The sequence below is a fragment of the Staphylococcus sp. GDY8P198P genome, assembly GCF_017891615.1.
Classification (GTDB): domain Bacteria; phylum Bacillota; class Bacilli; order Staphylococcales; family Staphylococcaceae; genus Staphylococcus; species Staphylococcus cohnii.
Window position 1 is genome coordinate 335,935 of sequence record NZ_JAESJQ010000001.1, and the last position, 20,164, is coordinate 356,098.

Here is a 20,164-nt window from a genome sequence, read left to right on the forward strand (position 1 = left end):
AAAATATAAATGAGGGTGAGACATGATAGGTGTCTCATACCCTCGATTTAATTAAAAGTAGCTGAATTCATAGATTTTAAATTAAGGTGTATTATTTAAATGGTTTGGTCTCATTTTTAGAGGAGAAAAAGCATAATCGACGTTATCCCAATTTAGAAAATCCGCGAATTTTAAATAAGACGCTTTGAAAAATTGAGTTATTGTATCGATATCATGATGTTGTTTATATTCGATTAGATATTCCATTAATTGTTGATCAAAATAGCAATCTTTAGGAAATTGATGGTCAGTATCAAAAGGTTGATCTGCAAAAGGATACGGTAAAACAAAGAAAGTCGGACCTTCAAACTGGTCATCACCAAACCAAAAGCCAAATTCAATCATTTCTTCATCAAAAGCCGCACGTTCAATGACCATGCTATCATTTTCAAATGGTGCTGATTTATCTTTGACGATAATACAAGAAATATCAAATGTTCCCCAAAATAGGCCAGGTTTAGATTTTCTTACTCTTAAGCCATTAATGAAATTTGCCTCAGCATGGTAAGCAAATTTCATCAATGCTAATGCCTCTGATGCAATTTTATCATCGTAATGATGATGTTCTACGTCATTTTCAAACGGTATCGGATTTGGTACTTCTTGTGGCAAAGTGTTAACTTTTAAATGAATATCTGATTGATTTAACAGTTTTTCAATTTCATTATAATAATATTGTATAGTTCTTCCATTTTTTAAGGCAATATCATGTACATGTTGGTCAATGACGATTTCAATATGGTGTTGCATCAGGTTAACGTTTAATGCAAATGTATGTGTTCCATAGCTTAACATACCAGTTGAAAAGCCTTGGACATCTATATTTAGCGTCACGTGTGACCATTGAGGTTCTTGATGACTTGCTTCTAATTTATATTTACCTAGAATCTGTGATAATAAATGTAGCGTATCTTTTTCATTTTCCCAATCCTTGAAATTCATATTATGAATACCACCTCATATATTATTTACTATAAATTTTATTCCACGGATACTAAAGATAAAACACAATATAAAAATGCTTGTACCAAGTATATTAAAGTATCATTTGTTATAATGAAAAAATGATATGAATATATGAACTAATCAAGTATGTGTTAATATGTAGTTCATAACAAAAACGAATGTGAACGCAGTGCTATTTTCTGAATAATCAAAATACAACTTGATATTGTTCTGTATATTGTAAAATTAATCACCGAAATAAGGAGAGTAACCAATGAATAAAGCAGATTTAATTGCTCCAGAAACATATAACATCGTTAGCGAAATTGAAAAATATGCAAATAATCCGTCAAAAAAAGCGATTATTTTTAATGATCAAACTGGTGAAAAACGGGATATAACGTATAACCAATTGATAAAAAATGCAAACAAAGTTGGTCATATGTTTTTAAAATATGGCCTAAAAAAAGGTGATAAGTTATTAATCATGATGCCACGTGCGATTGAGACATATGAAATATATTTAGCCGCATGGAAATTAGGTATTATTATTGTGCCTAGTTCTGAAATGTTGCGTACTAAAGACTTACAATATCGTATAACACATGGTGAAATTAAGGCAGTTGTAGCCACAGGTGATAGCATCGAAGAGTTCAAAGGTGTTAAAGAATATGACTCATTACTTAAATTTATAGTTGGCAGCAAGGAAGATAATTGGATTAACGTTGAAGACGCGCAAACTGATGCCTCAGATGAGCTTGATACAGAAGCAACTTCAAGAGAAGATATCGCTTTATTATCGTATACTTCAGGCACAACAGGCAATCCAAAAGCAGTTGTCCACTCTCATGGTTGGGGATATGCGCATTTACAGATGGCTCCCAAGCATTGGTTAAGTATAACTGAAGATGATATCGTATGGGCAACAGCAGCACCGGGCTGGCAAAAATGGGTATGGAGTCCATTTTTATCAATTATGGGTTCAGGCGCAACGGCATTTGTTTATAATGGTAAATTTAATGCTGAGAAATATCTTGAATTATTAGAAACGTATCAAATCAATGTGCTTTGCTGTACACCAACAGAATATCGTTTAATGGCAAAATCTCCTGATTTAACAAAATATAATTTGTCACATTTACATAGTGCTGTATCTGCTGGAGAACCATTAAATAAAGAAGTTGTTAATAAATTCCAACAAAACTTTAACTTAACTGTTAGAGATGGCTATGGTCAGACAGAGAGTACGTTGTTAATCGGTTTCTTAAAGGATACAAAAGGACGTCCTGGGTCAATGGGTAAAGCTATTCCAGGTAGTTATGTTACAGTAATCGATGAAGATGGTAATCCTGCACAACCCAATGAAGTAGGGAATATTGCAGTGCCGTTAGACTTACCTGCATTATTTAAAGGCTATTATAAAGATGAAGCACGTACTGCGGACCCACAAGTTGGAGAATACTTTATTACTGGAGATTTAGCAAAAATGGATGAAGATGGTTACTTTTGGTTTGAAGGTAGAAGAGATGATATCATCATAAGTTCTGGCTATACCATAGGACCATTTGAAGTAGAAGATTCACTGACGAAACACCCATATGTAAAAGAATGTGCAGTCGTAGCGAGTCCACATGAAATTAGAGGGAATATCGTCAAAGCGTTTGTCATCTTGCAAGATGATGTTACAGGTGATGAAACTATTGTTAAAGAATTACAAAATTTTGTTAAACAAGACGTAGCACCTTATAAATATCCAAGAGCGATTGAATTTGTAGAAGATTTACCTAAAACAAATTCAGGTAAGATTAGACGCATTGAATTAAGAGAAGCGGAAAAAGAAAAATATTTATAAATCAATGTTGATTCATTAGAAAGAAAGCGCCCATCATTATTATTGTCAGTATGATGGGCGCTTGTTTTGTGTGTGAGTAATGTTATATCAAAATAAAAACATGGAACGCTACCGTTCCATGTTTTTAGTAAATATATTTATTATTGGAAACTTGCTCCGATTAAGGCAAATCCAATTGATACAACGATGTATACAATTGCCCAAATAATTGAAGCTTTTTTAGACAAGCGATTCGTTGCAAAGAGCATGATGCCAAATACATATGCGCTGATGAGTGTTTGTAAGTTAAGTGTGCCTAACATTTGGTTGCCTTTATCAAAGACATTTAAGCTTGCAATATTATAATCTGTAGGCGATAAACCAGCAATCCATTGAATTAATAAAATAATTAAACCTACGATGCCAGTAATTATAGTAAAACTTAATGTTGCAGAAAAGATAGGTTTTGCAGTTGCATCAGATTTCATTATCTTAGAAATAACTAAAAAGATTAAAAATGTAATACCAATACCAAATATACCACCAATTAAACCAGCGACGATGCCACCAATTAAACCAATCATTTGCATATTGCCCATATCTTGAGCACTTGCACCTGCATCTTGATAAATTTCATTGTAATCAATTGACATAGCACCTACTGCAGTTGAGAGTGCAATGACTACGATTGCAATGATTAGTTTGAGTCCCCATTTAGGTTGTTCACGTAATTTTGAAAAATGTTGTGCGAATGGTAAGTTAGAATTTTCCATGAATCCCTTGCCCCCTATATATATTATTTTCCAAAGCATAACATTACCTACAATATTTTAAAACACTTTTAAGAAAAACTTTAAATAAAATTAAAAAAATAAAATCTTTTTGATTACTATTGCCAATATTACAATATTGTTAGGTATATATTCACTGAAAAATATTGTATATAAAATAATGTTATGCATTATATTTTTTGTTGTGTGATTATGATAGTATCTAAAATGAATAATAATTTAAAGGAGTGTTTTAGCATTGAAGAAAAAGTGGATGTGGATTATCGGTGTTATTGTCGTTATCGTATTAATTGCAATTGCATTAATTTTAAAGCAAGCAAATAGTAGCTCAGACAAAAAGGATGGTTATGATACATATAAAGTGGAGAAAGAAAGTCCACTCAATTTAGAAGGTAAAGCTTCACCTAAATCAGTTAAAACATATAATAACAACAGTCAATTGGGAACGTATGTAAGTACTCAAGTTGATGATGGTCAATCAGTTAAACAAGGTGACCCACTCATCAATTATGAAATTAATAATAATAAACGCCAACAATTAGTTGATAAAGTGGACAATGCAAAAGATGAAAATGAGAGAGCGGAAGCACAACAACAACTTAACCAATATGATCGTCAAATGAACGATAGTATTTACGCTGCTTTTGACGGTAAAATTGATATTCAAAATAAAGAAAACGTTTCTGACGGAGAGCCTATTTTACAACTTGTTGCAGATGAACCACAAATTAAAGCAACTGTAACTGAATTTGATTTAGGGAAGATTAAAGAAGGCGACAAAGTAGACGTTAAAGTAACAAGTACTGGTAAAAAAGGTAAAGGCGAAATCAAGAAAATTTCAGAGTTGCCAAAAAGTTACGAAGAGAGTTTAAGTAAATCTGGAGGCGGAGCAGCAGCTGGTTCAGGTAGTGAGGAAGACGGCGGTGCTCAAGCTTCTAATCCAGTTTCTGACCCAAGCAGTGGAAGTGACTCAGATTCATCGAAATATACAATCGTAATTAGTGATATTGATATCCCTGTACGTGCAGGTTATTCCATGGAAGTTGAAGTGCCATTAGATGCCATTAAATTACCAAAATCAGTATTAACTAAAGATAATAATGTTTTTGTATTAGGTAAAGACAATAAAGTTGAAAAACGTGATATTAAAATTGATAAAGTAAACGGTGAAATTTTTGTAAAAGAGGGTCTGAAAAAAGGTGACAAATTAATTAAAAACCCTAAAAAATCTATGAATGATGGAGACAAAGTTGAGGTGTCATCATGATAGAACTTGTAGATATCAATAGACATTTCAAAAACGGCGATGAAGAAAATCACATTTTAAAAGACATCAATATCAACATTAAAGAAGGAGAATTCATAGCAATTATGGGGCCTTCGGGTTCTGGTAAAAGTACACTCATTAACATATTAGGGTTTATTGACAGAGGCTATGAAGGTGCTTATTTGTTTAATAAAGAGAATTATAAAAAAAGTTCGGATAATGAACTGGCAGAAATTAGAAATAAAACAGTAGGATTCGTTTTCCAGAACTTCAAATTAATTCAAAACAATACGATATTGGAAAATGTGAGCATTCCGTTAGTTTATGCAGGATTAGGGTCACAAGCACGTAAAGAAAAAGTAATCAATACATTACATGATGTTGGGCTATATGATAAAGAAAATTTAGTACCTAATAAATTATCAGGAGGGCAACAACAGCGTGTAGCCATTGCACGTGCTATCATCAATAACCCGAAATTTATCATTGCTGACGAACCTACAGGGGCACTTGATTCTAAAACGTCTGAAGATATTATTAATTTATTTATGAAATTAAATAAAGAACATCGCACAACGATGATTCTCGTAACACATGATCGCAAAGTAGCAGATAAAGCAGATCGCATTATTCATATACTAGATGGTCGTGTCCAAAGAGAAGAGGTGGTTGAATGAAGAATTTATCAAATATCATCGCCATTTCATTCAAATCCATTTTAAAGAATAAGCGTCGTAATATTTTTACTATGATTGGTATCATCATTGGTATTGCTGCAGTCATTACGATTATGTCTCTAGGTAATGGGTTTAAACAAACGGCATCAGAACAATTTGAAGATACAGGTGCAGGCAAAGATTCTGCTACGGTTAATTATATGACGAGTAGTGGTGAAGGTGCGAAAGATAATCCTTTTAGCCAGCAAGATTTGGATATTGCTAAACAAGTAAATGGTGTTACAGATGCAAAAATCAAAGAAAGTGACGATCAAGGTTATTCTGCAAAAATGACGAATGCCCAGAAAAAAGGCGACGTCAGCATTTTAAAGAAAAAAGAAATGACTAGCCCAGAAAAAGGCAAAGGCTTTAATGAAGACGATAATGAACTGAACAAAAAAGTCGTTACAGTCGATGACAAAATTGCCAAAGATGTATTCAATAATGATGCGATAGGTAAAACATTATATATTGATGATCAAGGATTTGAAGTTGTAGGCATAGCAAACGACGCTATGAACCCATCAGCTGTTAATATGCCTGCAAATACATTTGATAGATATATGGGACAATTAACGCAAGATTTTCCATCACTCCAATTATCATTAGCAGATGGTGCTGACAAGAAAGAAGTCGCAGACAAAGTCGCTAAAGAATTGAATAAAAAAGGTTCAGGCGCAGGCGATGGTAACTATAGTTACACAGATATGGAAGAATTTATGAAAAATATTAATAAAGTATTTGATGGCATTACTTACTTTGTGGCTGCTGTTGCAGGTATTTCATTATTTATCGCCGGAATCGGTGTTATGAATGTGATGTATATTTCAGTAACAGAGCGTACAGAAGAAATTGCAATTCGTCGTGCATTTGGTGCGAAAGCGCGCGATATTGAAATCCAGTTCTTGGTAGAAAGTGTTGTACTATGTGTAATTGGCGGTATCATTGGTCTAATCATAGGTATACTTGTCGCAAGCCTGGTAGATGCAGTAACACCAGACTATATTAAGAGTGCGGTTAGTCTAAGCTCAGTACTCATTGCTGTAGGTGTTTCTACATTAATTGGTATCGTATTTGGTTGGATTCCAGCACGTTCAGCAGCTAAGAAAGAACTCATTGATATTATTAAGTAATATTTTAAAAAGATGTAAAAAGAGACATTATCTTATATAAAATAGTTTCGTCATTTCATGCTATTCAAGTTGGCTAGAAAAGCGTAAACATTATAGCTCATGTATAAATATGACATGCAACAGGCTGGGACAAAAGAATTGTCTCAGCCTTTTATCCCATTGAACTCTAATTATCTTTGTTGGGTGGAATGATGTAGTCATTTTAAATACAATTAACAGTTAATGGCTTTTAGTTATTAAGTATTTAGATATACATTTAATTAAAAATAATAAAAATAAATATTTTTGAAAAATGTATTGTGTATTATTACGAGGTGTATTATGTTAATTTAGAAAGTGATTTAATGTAAAAGGTTAAGATTTTATCAAAAAATGAAATATAGGGGGTTATCATGGAGTATTTGCTCAATGTACAAAATTTAAACAAAACTTACGTTGATTCAGATTTTAATTTAAATCAAATTAATCTAACAATTGAACCCAATACAGTGGTAGGACTTATTGGAAAAAACGGTTCTGGTAAATCTACGTTGATTAATACATTAGTGGGAAATCGCTTTGCAGATGCTGGGGACATTCGGTTTTTTGATACACAGATTTCTCGCGATGACTATGCGTATAAAGAACACCTAGGCGTTGTATTTGATGATCTTCGACTGCCTAATAAACTTAACGCAAAACAAATTAGTAAAGTGTTTTCTAATATTTATCGCACATGGGATGAACAACATTTTTTTGAAATGTTGGAGAATTTTGAATTACCGAAAGAACGTCAAATTAAAACTTTTTCCCGTGGTATGAGTATGAAAATTTCAATATCTATTGCTCTGTCTCATGATAGTAAACTTTTAATCTTAGACGAAGCTACGGCAGGGATGGATGTTTCGGGACGTGAAGAAGTATTAGAAATACTTGAAGATTTTGTTGATGAAGGTAACGGTATTTTAATTTCATCACATATTTCGGAGGATATTGAGACGCTTGCAGATAAATTAGTATTTATGAAAAATGGGCGTATTTTATTACAAGAGCATAAAGATACATTACTAAATGATTATGGCATTGTTTCGTTTGAAGAAGGGGAATTTGATGTTAATCACAGTAATGTTGTTGCTTATCGCATACATAAAGGAACAGGGAAAGCACTTGTAAACCAAAATAAAGATATAGAGTTAGCACAGCCATTAAAAAATATTGATGATGCCACAAAAATATTAATGAGAGGAGAATTAGCATGAAGGGTTACTTACTGAGTTATTATTTTACAAATCAAAAATCAATTTATATATATTTATTGTTAAGTATTCCAATTTGTTTGTTTTTCTCCTTTACAAATCCAATAATGGCTAGTTTCATGCCTATGATATTTTTAGTTTCACCAGCTACAGATAATTTAAAAAATGAAAAAGACTCAAAGTGGATGTATTTTGTTTCTACATTACCCTATAGCAGAAACACTTATGTGAGTAGTCATTTTGCATTTTATAGCTTATTGGCACTAACAGGGATGGTGGTGTCACTTGTGATTAATGCAATTGTTGCAGGTAGTATTGTTAGTGGAGTGAATTCAGCGTTGCTTGGTACAGGATTTATCGCGTTGTATTCGCTTATTTTCCCATTTACTTTTAAAATGGGTGCGGAAAAATCAAATGTCATATTTATGATTGTATCTATTATCGTAGTCATTTTGTTCTTTGTTTATTATTTTGTAGGTATGGCCATATTATCAGGAACAGGTAATCTTATAGAAGAAATTAGTAAAAACCTGTGGTATGGTGGTATTTTTGCATTGATTGGCTTAATCGTTATGGTGCTTTCATTTATTGCTTCTAAACAAGCATTTAAGTATAAAGAGTTATAATGAACAAAGCTTAACTACTGTCTATCTTGACAAACACGAATAATCGTTATATCTTATTAATATTAAAAGTTTAAAATTTAGGCATACTTTTCTATGTTTTTCTATATAATTAAAGCTTTAGCAAGTTGTTAATCAGTGTGTATTGGCAAATTGAAAAAGTGAATAAATAGTAGTGGAAATAAGAAATTGTACGTCTTAACGTAAAAAAATATAAAATTAGCATATTTTAAAATAAATGAATATATAATAGGTAGCAAAGCAAAACACTCATCATATGTGCGTTGTAATGAAGCCGACAATGATAATAAGTCAGTATCGATTTATTATTAATTGTCGGCTTTTTTCGTGGAAAATATAATTTTAAATTAAGTGTTTTATTACTATTATAAATTTAAATGTCGTAGTACAGAAGGTAAGGTGATAATCGTGATTGACGCGCATATTTTTATAACATTATTATTTCTAACTCTAATTATTTCAATTTTAAGTAGTCTCTTTTTCTTAATAAAAAAAATATCGCCTAAATATGCACGAATACATATTTATTTTGTAGCATTACCGGCAATTGTGGCTAACTTAGGTCTTATATTGTCACAGAAAAATATAGAGATAGGTATATGGCGGTCTGACGTATTATCTTGGCCCATGGTTGGTTTTGTCCTCGTTATTGGTGTGATCATCCAACGTTACTGTATTCGTTATTTAGCTGGTGATAAAAGCTATAAAAAATACTTCACTTTATTTACTTTTACGACTACCTTCGCATCATTTGCTTGGTTAACTGCGGATATGAGAATTATGGTGATCAGTTGGGGATGTACATTATTAGGACTTACGATTTTGATTAGTTTAACAAGCGCCTGGAAAGTTACACGTGAAGCAGCGAAGGTAACAGGTAGGTTATTCATGTTAAGTTGGGTTGCGTTATTAAGTGCTGTTTTGTGGATTGGATTATCTACCGGTGAATGGCATTATTCTGTAGCTTTAAATGAAGCACATCTATCCATGCTTAACGGTTTGGCACAATTTGGTATTAATTTACTCATTGTACTAGCTGTTATGATTCCAGCGGCACAATGGCCCTTTCAACGTTGGTTAATCGAATCTGTAGCAGCACCTACACCAGTTTCTGCGATTATGCATGCTGGTATCGTTAATGCTGGTGGTATTATGTTAACCAGGTTTTCAGGCATTTTTAGTGGCGACATTGCATCTGTAATTTTATTAATTTTTGCAAGTGTCTCAGTATTACTAGGTGCAGGCATTAGTTTAGTCCATGTGGATTATAAAAGATTATTGGTGGGTTCTACGATAGGCCAAATGGGCTTTATGTTAATTCAGTGTGCATTAGGTGCATATATTCCTGCAATCATTCACTTGATTTTACATGGTTTATTCAAAGCGACTTTATTTTTACGCTCTGGATCAGCAGTGCGTCATTTTAGTGTACCGAGTCGTGCAAATGAAAGAATGTCATATGTATGGATAGTCAGTGGCCGTATTTTAGCGTTCCTGATTGGGTTAGGCTTTTGGTTGAGTGCACCAGAAGAAAGTTATCGTCTAGTGAGCGGTCTTATCTTAGCGTGGTCCTTATCTGTCTCATGGACACAGTTAGTAGCTTTTGGTGAAGGCAATTTTGGCCGTGTTATAGGTATGACGATACTCATCGTTGTAGGTGCAGTTTATTTTGTGGTGCATCATTATTTTTCAGATGCTTTACATACTCTGACAATTCACAGCGTACAACCACCTACTTTTATCGTTATTGCCGTAGCAATCATTTTATTGTTGGGTAGTTTGATTAGTACCTGGGTAGCACGTCACCGGTCTTCTGTCGTATTTTCAATTCTGTATATGTGGATTGTTCGTTTAGGAGATGCAAAGGTTGAAACGGTTGAACGTCATCCTAATTATTTAAAATCTTATTTGTCAAAAGGAGGGCACTAAATGGGAAAGCATAAAGAAATGACAAACCAAAATCAGCACAAAGATGATATCGATCAAATAATTTCTAAAGCGAGTAGGGTTATCGTTCCTTTATCGCCTATTTCTGTGTTTGCCGCAAGAAACCCTTGGTCAAATTTGGAGCAATATGAATTTAAAGATGTGGCACAATGGTTAGCAAATGTCCGTGACGTAGATATCTATCCTACAATGTATATGTTTGAACAAGCATATCAGCGTGACGAAATTGATAAAGATATGATTGAATTTAAATTACAAAAATGGTTAAATCAATCGGTGATCTCGATAGATAGACAGTTTGCTGAAAGTTATGCTAGAGCGATGTTAGATTTGTCTAATATAGTAGGTGTAACGCGTCATTCTGAAAATAAAAGACAAGTCAATCAACATAATGAAAAAATAAATTTAGACGATGAAACTAATACTGTGCCATTAGTAAGTACATATATTACGGATAAAAATGATAGACGGTTGATAGATGTTGTAGATTATCACGTTATTAAATGGTGCAAATTATATTTAGATGATGCGCAATCTGGATGGACGATGCCTAATAGAGAAAAGGGTTTATTCTTTGCATGGCAACGTTTGGTACAACATGATCCAGCATTGACCAAGCAACAACGTTCACGCTTGAAAACATTGCCAAATCAAGCTGAATCGCTCATTCATATGGTTTTACAAAAGCTGGGTATTGCTGAGGCACAGTATCAAACATATTTGGAAAATCATTTGCTATCATTACCTGGATGGGCTGGTATGATGCTATGGCAAGATGAACAAGCGTCTAATGCTGACCAAATGTTATTGTCTTATTTAGCTATTCGTCTGGGTATAGAATGGGCCATTGTTGAACCATATTTACCTGTGAATTCAGCAGAGAATCCAATAGCATATGAACGCGATGAATTTGCAGAGCATTGGATGTCTATTGGTATGTTTACGACAGAACAATGGCAACAACTATCTAAACTTGAAAAAAACGCTTATATAAATTTTGCATTACAATTTGAAAAACAAGGTCGTAGACAAATTTTATTAACGGCTTGGGAAGCAACATACGAGCATCAATTGGAAGGTACTGTAACCACACACACACATAAAGATAATGAGCAAGAAAGACAAAAGCCGCAAGTACAAATGGCATTTTGTATAGACGTACGCTCGGAACCTTTTCGACGTCAAATAGAAGCGGCTGGTGCATTTGAAACAATCGGTATTGCAGGATTTTTTGGTTTACCAATTGTCAAAGAAGCGTTGGGTCAATCACATAGTCATCCGTCTTTACCTGTGATGAACCTCCCGCAACATAAAATTAAAGAATACACACATGAGCAAGAACCTACAACTTTTCGTCAGCATCAACATATACTAAAATCGATTACGTATACATTTAAAAAAATGAAACAAAATGCTTTGCCGAGTCTACTATTGCCAGAATTAAGTGGCCCTTGGTTAACACTTCAAATGTTTTCACGAAGTTTCGCACCGAGACCAATAGGACAATTGATACGAAAGTTTTATGATAGTTGGTTACAAAAACCAAATGACACAGCGTTATCCTTAGATCATCGTAATATTCATGAAGAGGGTATACCAGTGGGTTTTACAAATGAAGAAAAAGTAGATTATGCGCAACAATCATTGCGCTTAATGGGATTAACTTTAGATTTTGCGCCATTAATCGTATTGTGTGGGCATGGCAGTCAAAGTGCGAACAATCCATATGCTTCTTCACTTGACTGTGGTGCGTGTGGTGGCGCAGCGAGCGGATTTAACGCGAAGGTATTAGCACAGCTTTGTAACTTAGCTGAAGTTAGAACAGCGTTAAATGAGAGAGGTATTGTCATTCCAGAAGACACTGTCTTTGCGGCAGCAGAGCACCAAACATCTACCGATGAATTAAATTGGATATACTTACCAACTATGTCAAAATCTGCGCAAAATGCTTTGAATCAAATTCAAACTGCAATGTCTGATATTACTTATCGAGCAAATGCACAACGATTGAAAGCATTACCAGATAATCACATCTTAAAACAAGACCCAATTAAAGAAGTACATCGTTTATCAAACGATTGGAGTGAGATTAGACCAGAATGGGGCTTAGCGAGAAACGCTTCGTTTATTATAGGGCCACGTGATTTAACAAAAAACAGCGACTTAAAAGGGCGAGCATTTTTACACAATTATGATTGGGAACAAGATAGTGATGGCAGCCTCTTAGCGAATATCATTAGTGGCCCAGCTACCGTGGCTCAATGGATTAATTTACAGTATTATGCCTCAACTGTCGCACCGCATTATTATGGTAGCGGTAGTAAAACAACACAGACAATTACGGCAGGTATAGGTGTTATGCAAGGTAATGCGAGTGATTTGTTGACGGGTCTACCTTGGCAATCTGTAATGTCGGCAGACAATAAAATGTATCATTCTCCTATTAGACTACTCATTGTCGTGCACGCGCCAAATGATTATATTAAACAGCTATTAAATGAACATCATGATTTTTATCAAAAGGTACACAATGGATGGGTTAAATTGGCAAGTATTGATGAATTTGGTAATTGGCAACACTGGTCAGTTGATTAACTTAAAAAGCGCTGTTCCGATTTGTTAATGGACAGAATAAGCAAATGATTTTTATATGATTTATCAAATTATTTTCTAGGTAATTGCGCATAACTATGGAGAAAAATATATAAAAATGATAATGTTAGCATTATTAAATAATACGACAATTAATTTTGATTCTATGGGAGATGCATTCGACATGAAAACAACTAAAGGTACCTATGAGTCTGAAATCAGTAAAGCAATTACACAATGGGAAAAAGACTTTCTTGGTCGTGGCTCACTGTCTGTAAAAACTGATATTTTGCGTGATATGATTATTGTTAGTTTACAAGGTGTGTTGACACAAGCTGAATATAAAGTTTGTGAGACACATGAAGGATTATTAACAATTAAACGTACTAGATCTAAACTTGTAGAATCCGGTATAGAAGCACTTGATGATATTGTTTTTTCAGTTACTGGTGAAGCAGTCAAAGGATTTCACACGGATTTAAGTTCTAAAACAGGTGAACGTGTCATGATATTTAAACTTTACAATAATCTTGAGCAAAAAATAGCAGAATAAAGAAATTATTGATGAAAGTGATAACTAAAAACTGAGGAAATGCTTTATTTCATGGGATGTTTGTAGTAATATTACTTACTGAGTATTAGAGAATCATAATTTTAAATTATGGTTCTTTTTCTTTTGTCTTTTTTAAATTACATAATTTAAATTTAATTAAACGTAAAAATTATATAAACTATAATTAAAAATTGATAGTATAAAGTGGGTAATGATAATATGGGAATTTCTGATTATAATCATACAAGCTGTAGCATGCTTTCTATGTAAATGAAAGTAGATATATACCCAAAATGATACGTTTATTCGTTAGACAAATTTAGTCGGAAGTTGGATGTGTTTAACAGTTTAAATAATTATAATAGAATGAGAAGAGTCTTTGACTAAGGGAGGAAATATTATTGGATCAAATCAAAAGTATCATGTATTCCTTAATAGAACCTTTAACTAAACCAGAAACATATCAAACGCTAATTTCCAATCTTATTATGATTGTGATATATATCATAGTAGCGTGGATAGTATTGCGTTTTATTAATAAAGGAATAGAACAATTTTTCAAAATACAAAATAAAGGTAAAAAAGCGAATAAAAAACGTTCAGCAACATTAATATCATTAGTTCAAAATATCGTAGCGTATGTGGTATGGTTTGTAGTGTTAACAACCATTTTAAGCAAGTTTGGTATTAGTGTTGAAGGTATTATTGCAAGTGCTGGGGTTGTTGGTTTAGCTGTTGGTTTTGGTGCACAAACAGTTGTTAAAGATATTATCACTGGTTTCTTCATTATATTCGAAAATCAATTTGATGTAGGAGATTATGTTAAAATAAATAATGGTGGTACAACTGTTGCAGAAGGTACAGTTAAAGTCATCGGTTTAAGATCAACAAAAATAAATACCATTACAGGTGAATTAACGACATTACCAAATGGCAGTATGGGTGAGATTACAAATTATTCAGTGACTAATGGTGAAGCAATTGTCGAAATCCCAGTTTCAGTAGAGGAAGATATTGATCAAGTAGAAAATGTCTTAACAGACCATTTTCAATCTATACAAACAAATTATTATTTGTTTATCTCTACACCGCAAGTTATTGGTATCAATTCAATCAGTCGAGATGAAATTGTATTGAGTGTATCTGCTGAAACAATTCCGGGCGAAGGTGCTTCCGGAGCGCGTATTTTAAGAAAAGAAATATTTAAATTGTTTAAGCAAAAAGATATTAAAACACCTAAGCCGATGATGTTACAATATGATCCTAATCGACAAAATAATGCTTAAATATTCGGAGGAGTGACAGAATGACATCAAATTACGGTTTAAATGACATTGTAGAGATGAAAAAGCAACACGCCTGTGGGACGAATCGTTTTAAAATCATTCGTGTAGGGGCAGATATCCGAATAAAATGTGAAAATTGTCAAAGAAGCATTATGATTCCGCGACAAACATTTAATAAAAAACTGAAAAAAATATTAGTATCTCATCAAGATACTGAAAATAAGGAGAATGAATAAATGGCTCTAACAGCAGGTATCGTTGGGCTTCCAAACGTAGGGAAGTCAACACTTTTTAATGCAATTACTAAAGCGGGTGCGCTCGCAGCGAATTACCCATTCGCAACGATTGATCCTAACGTTGGGATTGTTGAAGTTCCAGATAGTAGATTAGATGTATTGACAGATATGGTACAACCAAAGAAAACAATTCCCACAACTTTTGAATTCACTGATATTGCAGGGATTGTTAAAGGGGCTTCAAAAGGTGAAGGATTAGGAAATAAATTCCTATCTCATATTCGTGAAGTTGATGCAATTTGCCAAGTCGTACGTGCATTCGATGATGATAATGTGACGCATGTCTCTGGTCGTGTTAATCCTATTGATGATATTGAAGTTATCAATATGGAACTTGTATTGGCGGATTTGGAATCAGTTGAAAAACGTCTACCAAAATTAGAAAAAATGGCAAGACAAAAAGATAAAGATGCGGTTAATGAAGTTCGCATTTTATCAAGAATTAAAGAAGCTTTAGAAGAAGGTAATCCAGTAAGAAGTTTAGAATTTACTGAAGAAGATCAAAAATACGTAAACCAAGCACAATTATTAACATCTAAAGAAATGTTATATATTGCTAATGTCGGAGAAGACGAAATTGGCGATGAAGATAATGAAAAAGTTCAAGCTATTCGTGAATATGCTGGTAAAGAAAGTTCAGAAGTCATTGTCATCAGTGCTAAGATTGAAGAAGAAATTGCTACATTGGATGATGATGATAGAGCAATGTTCTTAGAAGATTTAGGCATTGAAGAGCCTGGTTTAGATCGTTTAATTCGCACAACTTATGACTTATTAGGTTTGGCAACTTACTTTACAGCGGGTGTACAAGAAGTACGTGCATGGACATTCATTAAAGGCATGACAGCTCCACAATGTGCAGGGATTATTCATACTGACTTTGAACGTGGCTTCATACGTGCAGAAGTGACAAGCTATGATGATTATGTAGAGTTTAATGGTGAAAATGGTGCTAAAGAAGCTGGGAAACAAAGATTAGAAGGTAAAGAATATATCATGAAAGATGGAGACATCGTTCACTTTAGATTTAATGTATAAAATAAAAGCTTACGCGTTACTTAATATTGTAATGCGTAAGCTTTTTTCAGAAATTTGGATAGTGAGTATGCCGGGAGTCTAGAATATTCATTTGGTTCATAGAAATGTTTTCATTAAATTTAACTGGCATAAGGTTAAAATTTTAAACTATATATACTTCTTAATTCTTGATGAATGAAATACATAAAAATATACGGTGATTCGAATATAGGTTATAAATAAAAGTGACATGACGTTGGTTGTGTTAAGTTTTACCTATCAAAATAATATTACGAATGCTGCAATGAAAAACTTAAGATGTAAACCACGATGTATCTACACCAGGCCCTGTATAATTGGCGTCGACATTTTGGTTTAATTCAGGTGAGGCATAGCTATCTGTATATTGCCATAACACATGTTCTTGCGTTGGTTGTTCTTGGTTATAGTTAGCGAGCCAATAGCCATCATATTGTCCCACTGATTCTGTAGCATGTTCTTTCATAAAGTTTTCATATGAATAAAATAAGATTTTTTTGTCTCCTGCAAGGCTACGCATTTTGTCATACCATGCAGTTGTACTTTCATCAGCGGTACCCGATGTCACAGTATTTTCTTCAAAATCATTAATATAAAAACTGGCTTTAGGTGCACGATTGTACAAGGTTTGTGCTTCATATCTGGCATCATCAGGGTTTTCATACATACTATAAGAGTAAACACCAAAATCTAAGTTATATTTATCTAATAAATTTGAGTTATGCTCTAATGCCGCATCGACTTTTTCAGAACCATATTGTGCACGAATAATAATGAAATCATAATTTGCTTTTAAATCTTTGACTTGTTGCGCTGAAAGCTTACCTTGCCATTCAGAAATATCTAAGACACGTTCACCAGAAGCTGTTGTACTGGCGTTAGAACGAAAGGCACTTTCTTGAGTTTCATTATTTTTTTCTTCCGGATGCTTTTCAATATATTTTTGATAGCCATATCCCATTGTTCCTTTTTGATTTGCTGTATTTTCAGCTGCGTGTACAGTATTAAATGTTATTGTAGTGGCAAACAGGACACTCATGGACAGCAATCCTTTTTTAATAACTGAAGTCATATAAATCTCCTTTGATTAATTTTGAGTTATGTAAACACGCCCTATGATTGTAATGATACAAATCAAGAACGTACATGATATGCTATTAGAATTAAAATGATTTATCAAGTTTATCTGGAATGACTTTTAAATTTATTTATAATCATTTTAAAGTGAATATAATATGTAATTTTTTATATAAATATTTGTATTAATGTGCGAGCTGTGGATGCTGAGTTGATAAAATGTTTCATATGAAACATGATGCAAAAATGTCATTTTGAACGTCTGATAATCATTGTAAAATGTAAAGCTCTGTGCTATAATTCTTGATTGTGAGTAATGAAAATTATTCCTTGCTTACCACAATGATGGTGAGCCGCATAGACCACAAGGAGGTGCAATTATAAAATGAGAACATATGAAGTTATGTACATCGTTCGCCCGAACATTGAAGAAGATGCTAAAAAAGCTGTCGTTGAACGTTTCAACGGTATCTTAGCTTCTCACGGATCAGAGGTTTTAGAAACTAAAGATTGGGGCAAACGTCGTTTAGCTTATGAAATTAATGATTTCAGTGAAGGTTACTACAACATCGTACGTATCCAAACTGAAGACAATGAAGCGACTGACGAATTCCAACGTTTAGCTAAAATCACAGACGATATCATCCGTTATATCGTAATTCGTGAAGACGAAGATAAGACAAGAAAATAATAAATGGGGGTCGTTTAAATGATAAATAGAGTTGTTTTAGTCGGTCGTTTAACGAAAGATCCAGAATATAGAACAACACCCTCAGGCGTGAGTGTTGCGACTTTTACTCTAGCAGTAAATCGTACGTTTACAAATGCGCAAGGGGAACGCGAAGCTGATTTCATTAACTGCGTTGTTTTTAGAAAACAAGCAGAAAATGTAAATAACTACTTATTCAAAGGTAGTCTAGCTGGCGTTGACGGTCGCATTCAATCACGTAGCTATGAAAACCAAGAAGGTCGTCGTATATTTGTAACTGAAGTTGTCTGCGATAGCGTTCAATTCCTTGAACCTAAAAACCAAAATCAGCGTCATGCTCAAGAAGGAAATAATAATTTCCAGAATTTTGGTGGACAACAATCCGGACAAAATACGTCATCTTATCAAAACAATAACAATAATAATAATTCATCAAACAATAATCAATCAGATAACCCATTTGCAAATGCAAACGGCCCTATTGATATTAGTGATGATGATTTACCATTCTAATTATAATGAACGCATAAAATTAAAAAACTATTAAAAGGAGGCAGTTACCATGGCAGGTGGACCAAGAAGAGGCGGACGTCGTCGTAAAAAAGTTTGTTATTTCACAGCAAACGGAATTACACACATCGACTATAAAGATACAGAATTATTAAAACGTTTTATCTCAGAACGCGGTAAAATTTTACCACGTCGTGTAACAGGTACTTCAGCTAAATATCAACGTATGTTGACATTAGCTATTAAACGTTCTCGTCATATGGCATTATTACCATATGTTAAAGAAGAACAATAATAGATATTGTATCTGAAAACCCCGTAGGCATATACCTACGGGGTTATTTTTGTGGATTTTTATTTGTGAAAAGGGCACTTTTTATTTTTTCTTTTAAATATAAGTAATATAGATAATGTGATAATACTACCTAGATACATAGTTAAGAATAAACCAATTAATAACATACTACCTGTAAAAGATTCATTGAATACTATGATAGGATTATTTTGTTGGTTGAAAACGTATCTCGTTAGTTCTAAGCAAATTAAATGGAATAGTACACTAGGCCAGATCGAGTTTGAATATTCTCTGTATAATTGTAATGTTATTCCAAAAATATATAACTGTATTGATAATACCAAAGGAGGGAATGTTAAGTTCCCTGTGGTAATAAGTGTACCAATTAAGTGACTTAGAAATCCAATTATTGTAAATATAAAAGGTAATAAAAATAATGTGGAGAAAAAAGAAAGCTTTTTTCGTAACTCGCTAAATATAACGCCTCGCATTAGTAACTCTTCTGGGAAAGCTTCATATAAAAAAGCTACTAAAATATTTAAAAGAAAAGCATACCAAGCACTGCCATCGGAACTCAAAGATAAGTTATGTAATGTTCCGGTTGCAAAACCTAAAAGGATTGATAGCATGAATAAGATTATCGGTAATACTAAAGTAATAATTAATGGTCTATTAGCTTTTTTTAATAAACCTATATCAGTTATGATATTCTTATTTGTTTGCTTGTAGATAAATAGAATAAAACTAATGGTAAGTAATGTGAACAATAAACCGCTAAATAATTGTGGTATGTCATTAGGTAAATTCGTTTTGTCTAGTAACTGAGGAGTGTTAGTTGAAATGATAAAAATAAGACAAGTTATAATAATGTAAAATATAAGATTGGTAAATTTAAAGTTCTTAGTGTTCACTATATATACATCCTTTCTAATATGTTCATCATATCTTTAGCCACTTGATCTGTAAGATGGGTGTATATTTCTAGTGTGATTTTATAATCACTGTGACCAACTCTATCTTGTATAGCTTTTAGGTTTATTCCTAATTGAGCAAGTGTAGATATATGCGTATGACGTAGTGTGTGTTGTGACACGCATACTAATTGAACTAACTTAATTATATTGTTCACCTTGTTTAAGTCAAAAGGATTACAAGCAGTGTTGGTAAATATATAACCTATCTATATACTTATCATCTAACTTGTTCTCTATACGGTCATTTAAGAGCAATGAGATTCTTTAT

The 20,164-nt window shown here is 33.3% G+C and carries 19 protein-coding genes and 1 pseudogene; 15 read left to right on the top strand and 5 right to left on the bottom strand.

The annotated features are described in order from the left end of the window. Window positions 1-81: 81 nt before the first annotated feature. Complete coding sequence (locus KA824_RS01370; protein ID WP_107384198.1) at window positions 82-981, bottom strand: DUF5996 family protein; 900 nt, start codon at window positions 979-981, stop codon at window positions 82-84. 277 nt (window positions 982-1,258) lie between these two features. Between KA824_RS01370 and mbcS the strand changes: the two genes are divergently transcribed. After that, entirely contained in the window at window positions 1,259-2,836 is a 1,578-nt protein-coding gene (mbcS, locus tag KA824_RS01375) for an acyl-CoA synthetase MbcS (RefSeq protein ID WP_107385866.1), read from the top strand. A 140-nt stretch (window positions 2,837-2,976) separates the two neighbouring features. Here mbcS and KA824_RS01380 read toward each other — a convergent pair whose 3' ends face one another. Continuing rightward, entirely contained in the window at window positions 2,977-3,588 is a 612-nt protein-coding gene (locus KA824_RS01380) for a YIP1 family protein (RefSeq protein WP_107384200.1), read from the bottom strand. Between the two features lie 256 nt (window positions 3,589-3,844). Here KA824_RS01380 and KA824_RS01385 point away from each other — a divergent pair, with 256 nt between their 5' ends. The 11 genes from KA824_RS01385 (at window position 3,845) to ychF (ending at window position 16,313) form a co-directional block, all read left to right on the top strand. After that, window positions 3,845-4,873, top strand: a complete 1,029-nt coding sequence (locus KA824_RS01385) for an efflux RND transporter periplasmic adaptor subunit (protein WP_107384201.1) — start codon at window positions 3,845-3,847, stop codon at window positions 4,871-4,873. Then, window positions 4,870-5,550, top strand: coding sequence for an ABC transporter ATP-binding protein (locus KA824_RS01390; RefSeq protein WP_107384202.1), 681 nt, complete (start codon window positions 4,870-4,872; stop codon window positions 5,548-5,550). The genes KA824_RS01385 and KA824_RS01390 overlap by 4 nt, the downstream gene beginning before the upstream one ends. After that, window positions 5,547-6,722, top strand: coding sequence for an ABC transporter permease (locus tag KA824_RS01395; protein WP_107384203.1), 1,176 nt, complete (start codon window positions 5,547-5,549; stop codon window positions 6,720-6,722). Before KA824_RS01390 ends, KA824_RS01395 begins: the two co-directional genes overlap by 4 nt. Window positions 6,723-7,114: 392 nt before the next feature. Further along, entirely contained in the window at window positions 7,115-7,960 is an 846-nt protein-coding gene (locus KA824_RS01400; RefSeq protein WP_107384204.1) for an ABC transporter ATP-binding protein, read from the top strand. Then, window positions 7,957-8,583: an ABC-2 transporter permease gene (locus KA824_RS01405; protein WP_107384205.1), complete on the top strand. Its 627-nt coding sequence runs from the start codon at window positions 7,957-7,959 to the stop codon at window positions 8,581-8,583. The genes KA824_RS01400 and KA824_RS01405 overlap by 4 nt, the downstream gene beginning before the upstream one ends. Before the next feature lie 417 nt (window positions 8,584-9,000). Continuing rightward, window positions 9,001-10,530 (top strand): NADH dehydrogenase subunit 5, encoded by a 1,530-nt coding sequence (locus KA824_RS01410; RefSeq protein ID WP_107384206.1) that lies wholly within the window; start codon window positions 9,001-9,003, stop codon window positions 10,528-10,530. Continuing rightward, window positions 10,531-13,143: a DUF2309 domain-containing protein gene (locus KA824_RS01415; RefSeq protein WP_107384207.1), complete on the top strand. Its 2,613-nt coding sequence runs from the start codon at window positions 10,531-10,533 to the stop codon at window positions 13,141-13,143. Window positions 13,144-13,324: 181 nt separating this feature from the next. Beyond that, the gene (locus KA824_RS01420) at window positions 13,325-13,693 is read left to right on the top strand and encodes a Na-translocating system protein MpsC family protein (protein ID WP_107384209.1); all 369 of its coding nucleotides are present in this window, start codon (window positions 13,325-13,327) and stop codon (window positions 13,691-13,693) included. A 401-nt stretch (window positions 13,694-14,094) separates the two neighbouring features. Then, window positions 14,095-14,979, top strand: a complete 885-nt coding sequence (locus KA824_RS01425; protein WP_107385196.1) for a mechanosensitive ion channel family protein — start codon at window positions 14,095-14,097, stop codon at window positions 14,977-14,979. A gap of 20 nt (window positions 14,980-14,999) precedes the next feature. After that, window positions 15,000-15,215, top strand: a complete 216-nt coding sequence (locus KA824_RS01430) for a DUF951 domain-containing protein (protein ID WP_046836920.1) — start codon at window positions 15,000-15,002, stop codon at window positions 15,213-15,215. Then, a complete protein-coding gene (gene ychF / locus KA824_RS01435) occupies window positions 15,216-16,313 on the top strand; it encodes a redox-regulated ATPase YchF (protein ID WP_107385197.1) in 1,098 nt (365 codons plus the stop codon). Between the two features lie 292 nt (window positions 16,314-16,605). Here ychF and KA824_RS01440 read toward each other — a convergent pair whose 3' ends face one another. Beyond that, window positions 16,606-17,403, bottom strand: a complete 798-nt coding sequence (locus KA824_RS01440) for a GH25 family lysozyme (protein WP_107385198.1) — start codon at window positions 17,401-17,403, stop codon at window positions 16,606-16,608. A 390-nt stretch (window positions 17,404-17,793) separates the two neighbouring features. Between KA824_RS01440 and rpsF the strand changes: the two genes are divergently transcribed. Genes rpsF through rpsR form a run of 3 tightly spaced genes read left to right on the top strand, consistent with a single transcriptional unit; the run spans window position 17,794 to window position 18,922 of the window. Next, complete coding sequence (gene rpsF, locus KA824_RS01445) at window positions 17,794-18,099, top strand: 30S ribosomal protein S6 (RefSeq protein ID WP_019469843.1); 306 nt, start codon at window positions 17,794-17,796, stop codon at window positions 18,097-18,099. Between the two features lie 18 nt (window positions 18,100-18,117). After that, entirely contained in the window at window positions 18,118-18,630 is a 513-nt protein-coding gene (gene ssb / locus KA824_RS01450) for a single-stranded DNA-binding protein (RefSeq protein WP_107385199.1), read from the top strand. A gap of 49 nt (window positions 18,631-18,679) precedes the next feature. Further along, complete coding sequence (gene rpsR / locus KA824_RS01455) at window positions 18,680-18,922, top strand: 30S ribosomal protein S18 (protein WP_002484306.1); 243 nt, start codon at window positions 18,680-18,682, stop codon at window positions 18,920-18,922. 59 nt (window positions 18,923-18,981) lie between these two features. On the opposite strand, the gene KA824_RS01460 is transcribed toward rpsR, so the two are convergent. Both KA824_RS01460 and KA824_RS01465 read right to left on the bottom strand, forming a co-directional pair. After that, complete coding sequence (locus KA824_RS01460) at window positions 18,982-19,833, bottom strand: CPBP family intramembrane glutamic endopeptidase (protein ID WP_157948818.1); 852 nt, start codon at window positions 19,831-19,833, stop codon at window positions 18,982-18,984. Next, window positions 19,833-20,151 (bottom strand): annotated as a pseudogene (locus KA824_RS01465) (tyrosine-type recombinase/integrase); the annotation flags it as partial. The gene KA824_RS01460 and the pseudogene KA824_RS01465, both read right to left, overlap by 1 nt. Between the last annotated feature and the right edge of the window lie 13 nt (window positions 20,152-20,164).

Excerpts from the sequence above, each read along its gene's own strand:
- KA824_RS01370 (WP_107384198.1), bottom strand. The coding sequence starts at position 981 with ATGAATTTCAAGGATTGGGAAAATGAAAAAGATACGCTACATTTATTA.
- mbcS (WP_107385866.1), top strand. The coding sequence starts at position 1,259 with ATGAATAAAGCAGATTTAATTGCTCCAGAAACATATAACATCGTTAGC.
- KA824_RS01380 (WP_107384200.1), bottom strand. The coding sequence starts at position 3,588 with ATGGAAAATTCTAACTTACCATTCGCACAACATTTTTCAAAATTACGT.
- KA824_RS01390 (WP_107384202.1), top strand. The coding sequence starts at position 4,870 with ATGATAGAACTTGTAGATATCAATAGACATTTCAAAAACGGCGATGAA.
- KA824_RS01395 (WP_107384203.1), top strand. The coding sequence starts at position 5,547 with ATGAAGAATTTATCAAATATCATCGCCATTTCATTCAAATCCATTTTA.
- KA824_RS01400 (WP_107384204.1), top strand. The coding sequence starts at position 7,115 with ATGGAGTATTTGCTCAATGTACAAAATTTAAACAAAACTTACGTTGAT.
- KA824_RS01405 (WP_107384205.1), top strand. The coding sequence starts at position 7,957 with ATGAAGGGTTACTTACTGAGTTATTATTTTACAAATCAAAAATCAATT.
- KA824_RS01415 (WP_107384207.1), top strand. The coding sequence starts at position 10,531 with ATGGGAAAGCATAAAGAAATGACAAACCAAAATCAGCACAAAGATGAT.
- KA824_RS01420 (WP_107384209.1), top strand. The coding sequence starts at position 13,325 with ATGAAAACAACTAAAGGTACCTATGAGTCTGAAATCAGTAAAGCAATT.
- KA824_RS01430 (WP_046836920.1), top strand. The coding sequence starts at position 15,000 with ATGACATCAAATTACGGTTTAAATGACATTGTAGAGATGAAAAAGCAA.
- ychF (WP_107385197.1), top strand. The coding sequence starts at position 15,216 with ATGGCTCTAACAGCAGGTATCGTTGGGCTTCCAAACGTAGGGAAGTCA.
- KA824_RS01440 (WP_107385198.1), bottom strand. The coding sequence starts at position 17,403 with ATGACTTCAGTTATTAAAAAAGGATTGCTGTCCATGAGTGTCCTGTTT.
- rpsF (WP_019469843.1), top strand. The coding sequence starts at position 17,794 with ATGAGAACATATGAAGTTATGTACATCGTTCGCCCGAACATTGAAGAA.
- ssb (WP_107385199.1), top strand. The coding sequence starts at position 18,118 with ATGATAAATAGAGTTGTTTTAGTCGGTCGTTTAACGAAAGATCCAGAA.
- rpsR (WP_002484306.1), top strand. The coding sequence starts at position 18,680 with ATGGCAGGTGGACCAAGAAGAGGCGGACGTCGTCGTAAAAAAGTTTGT.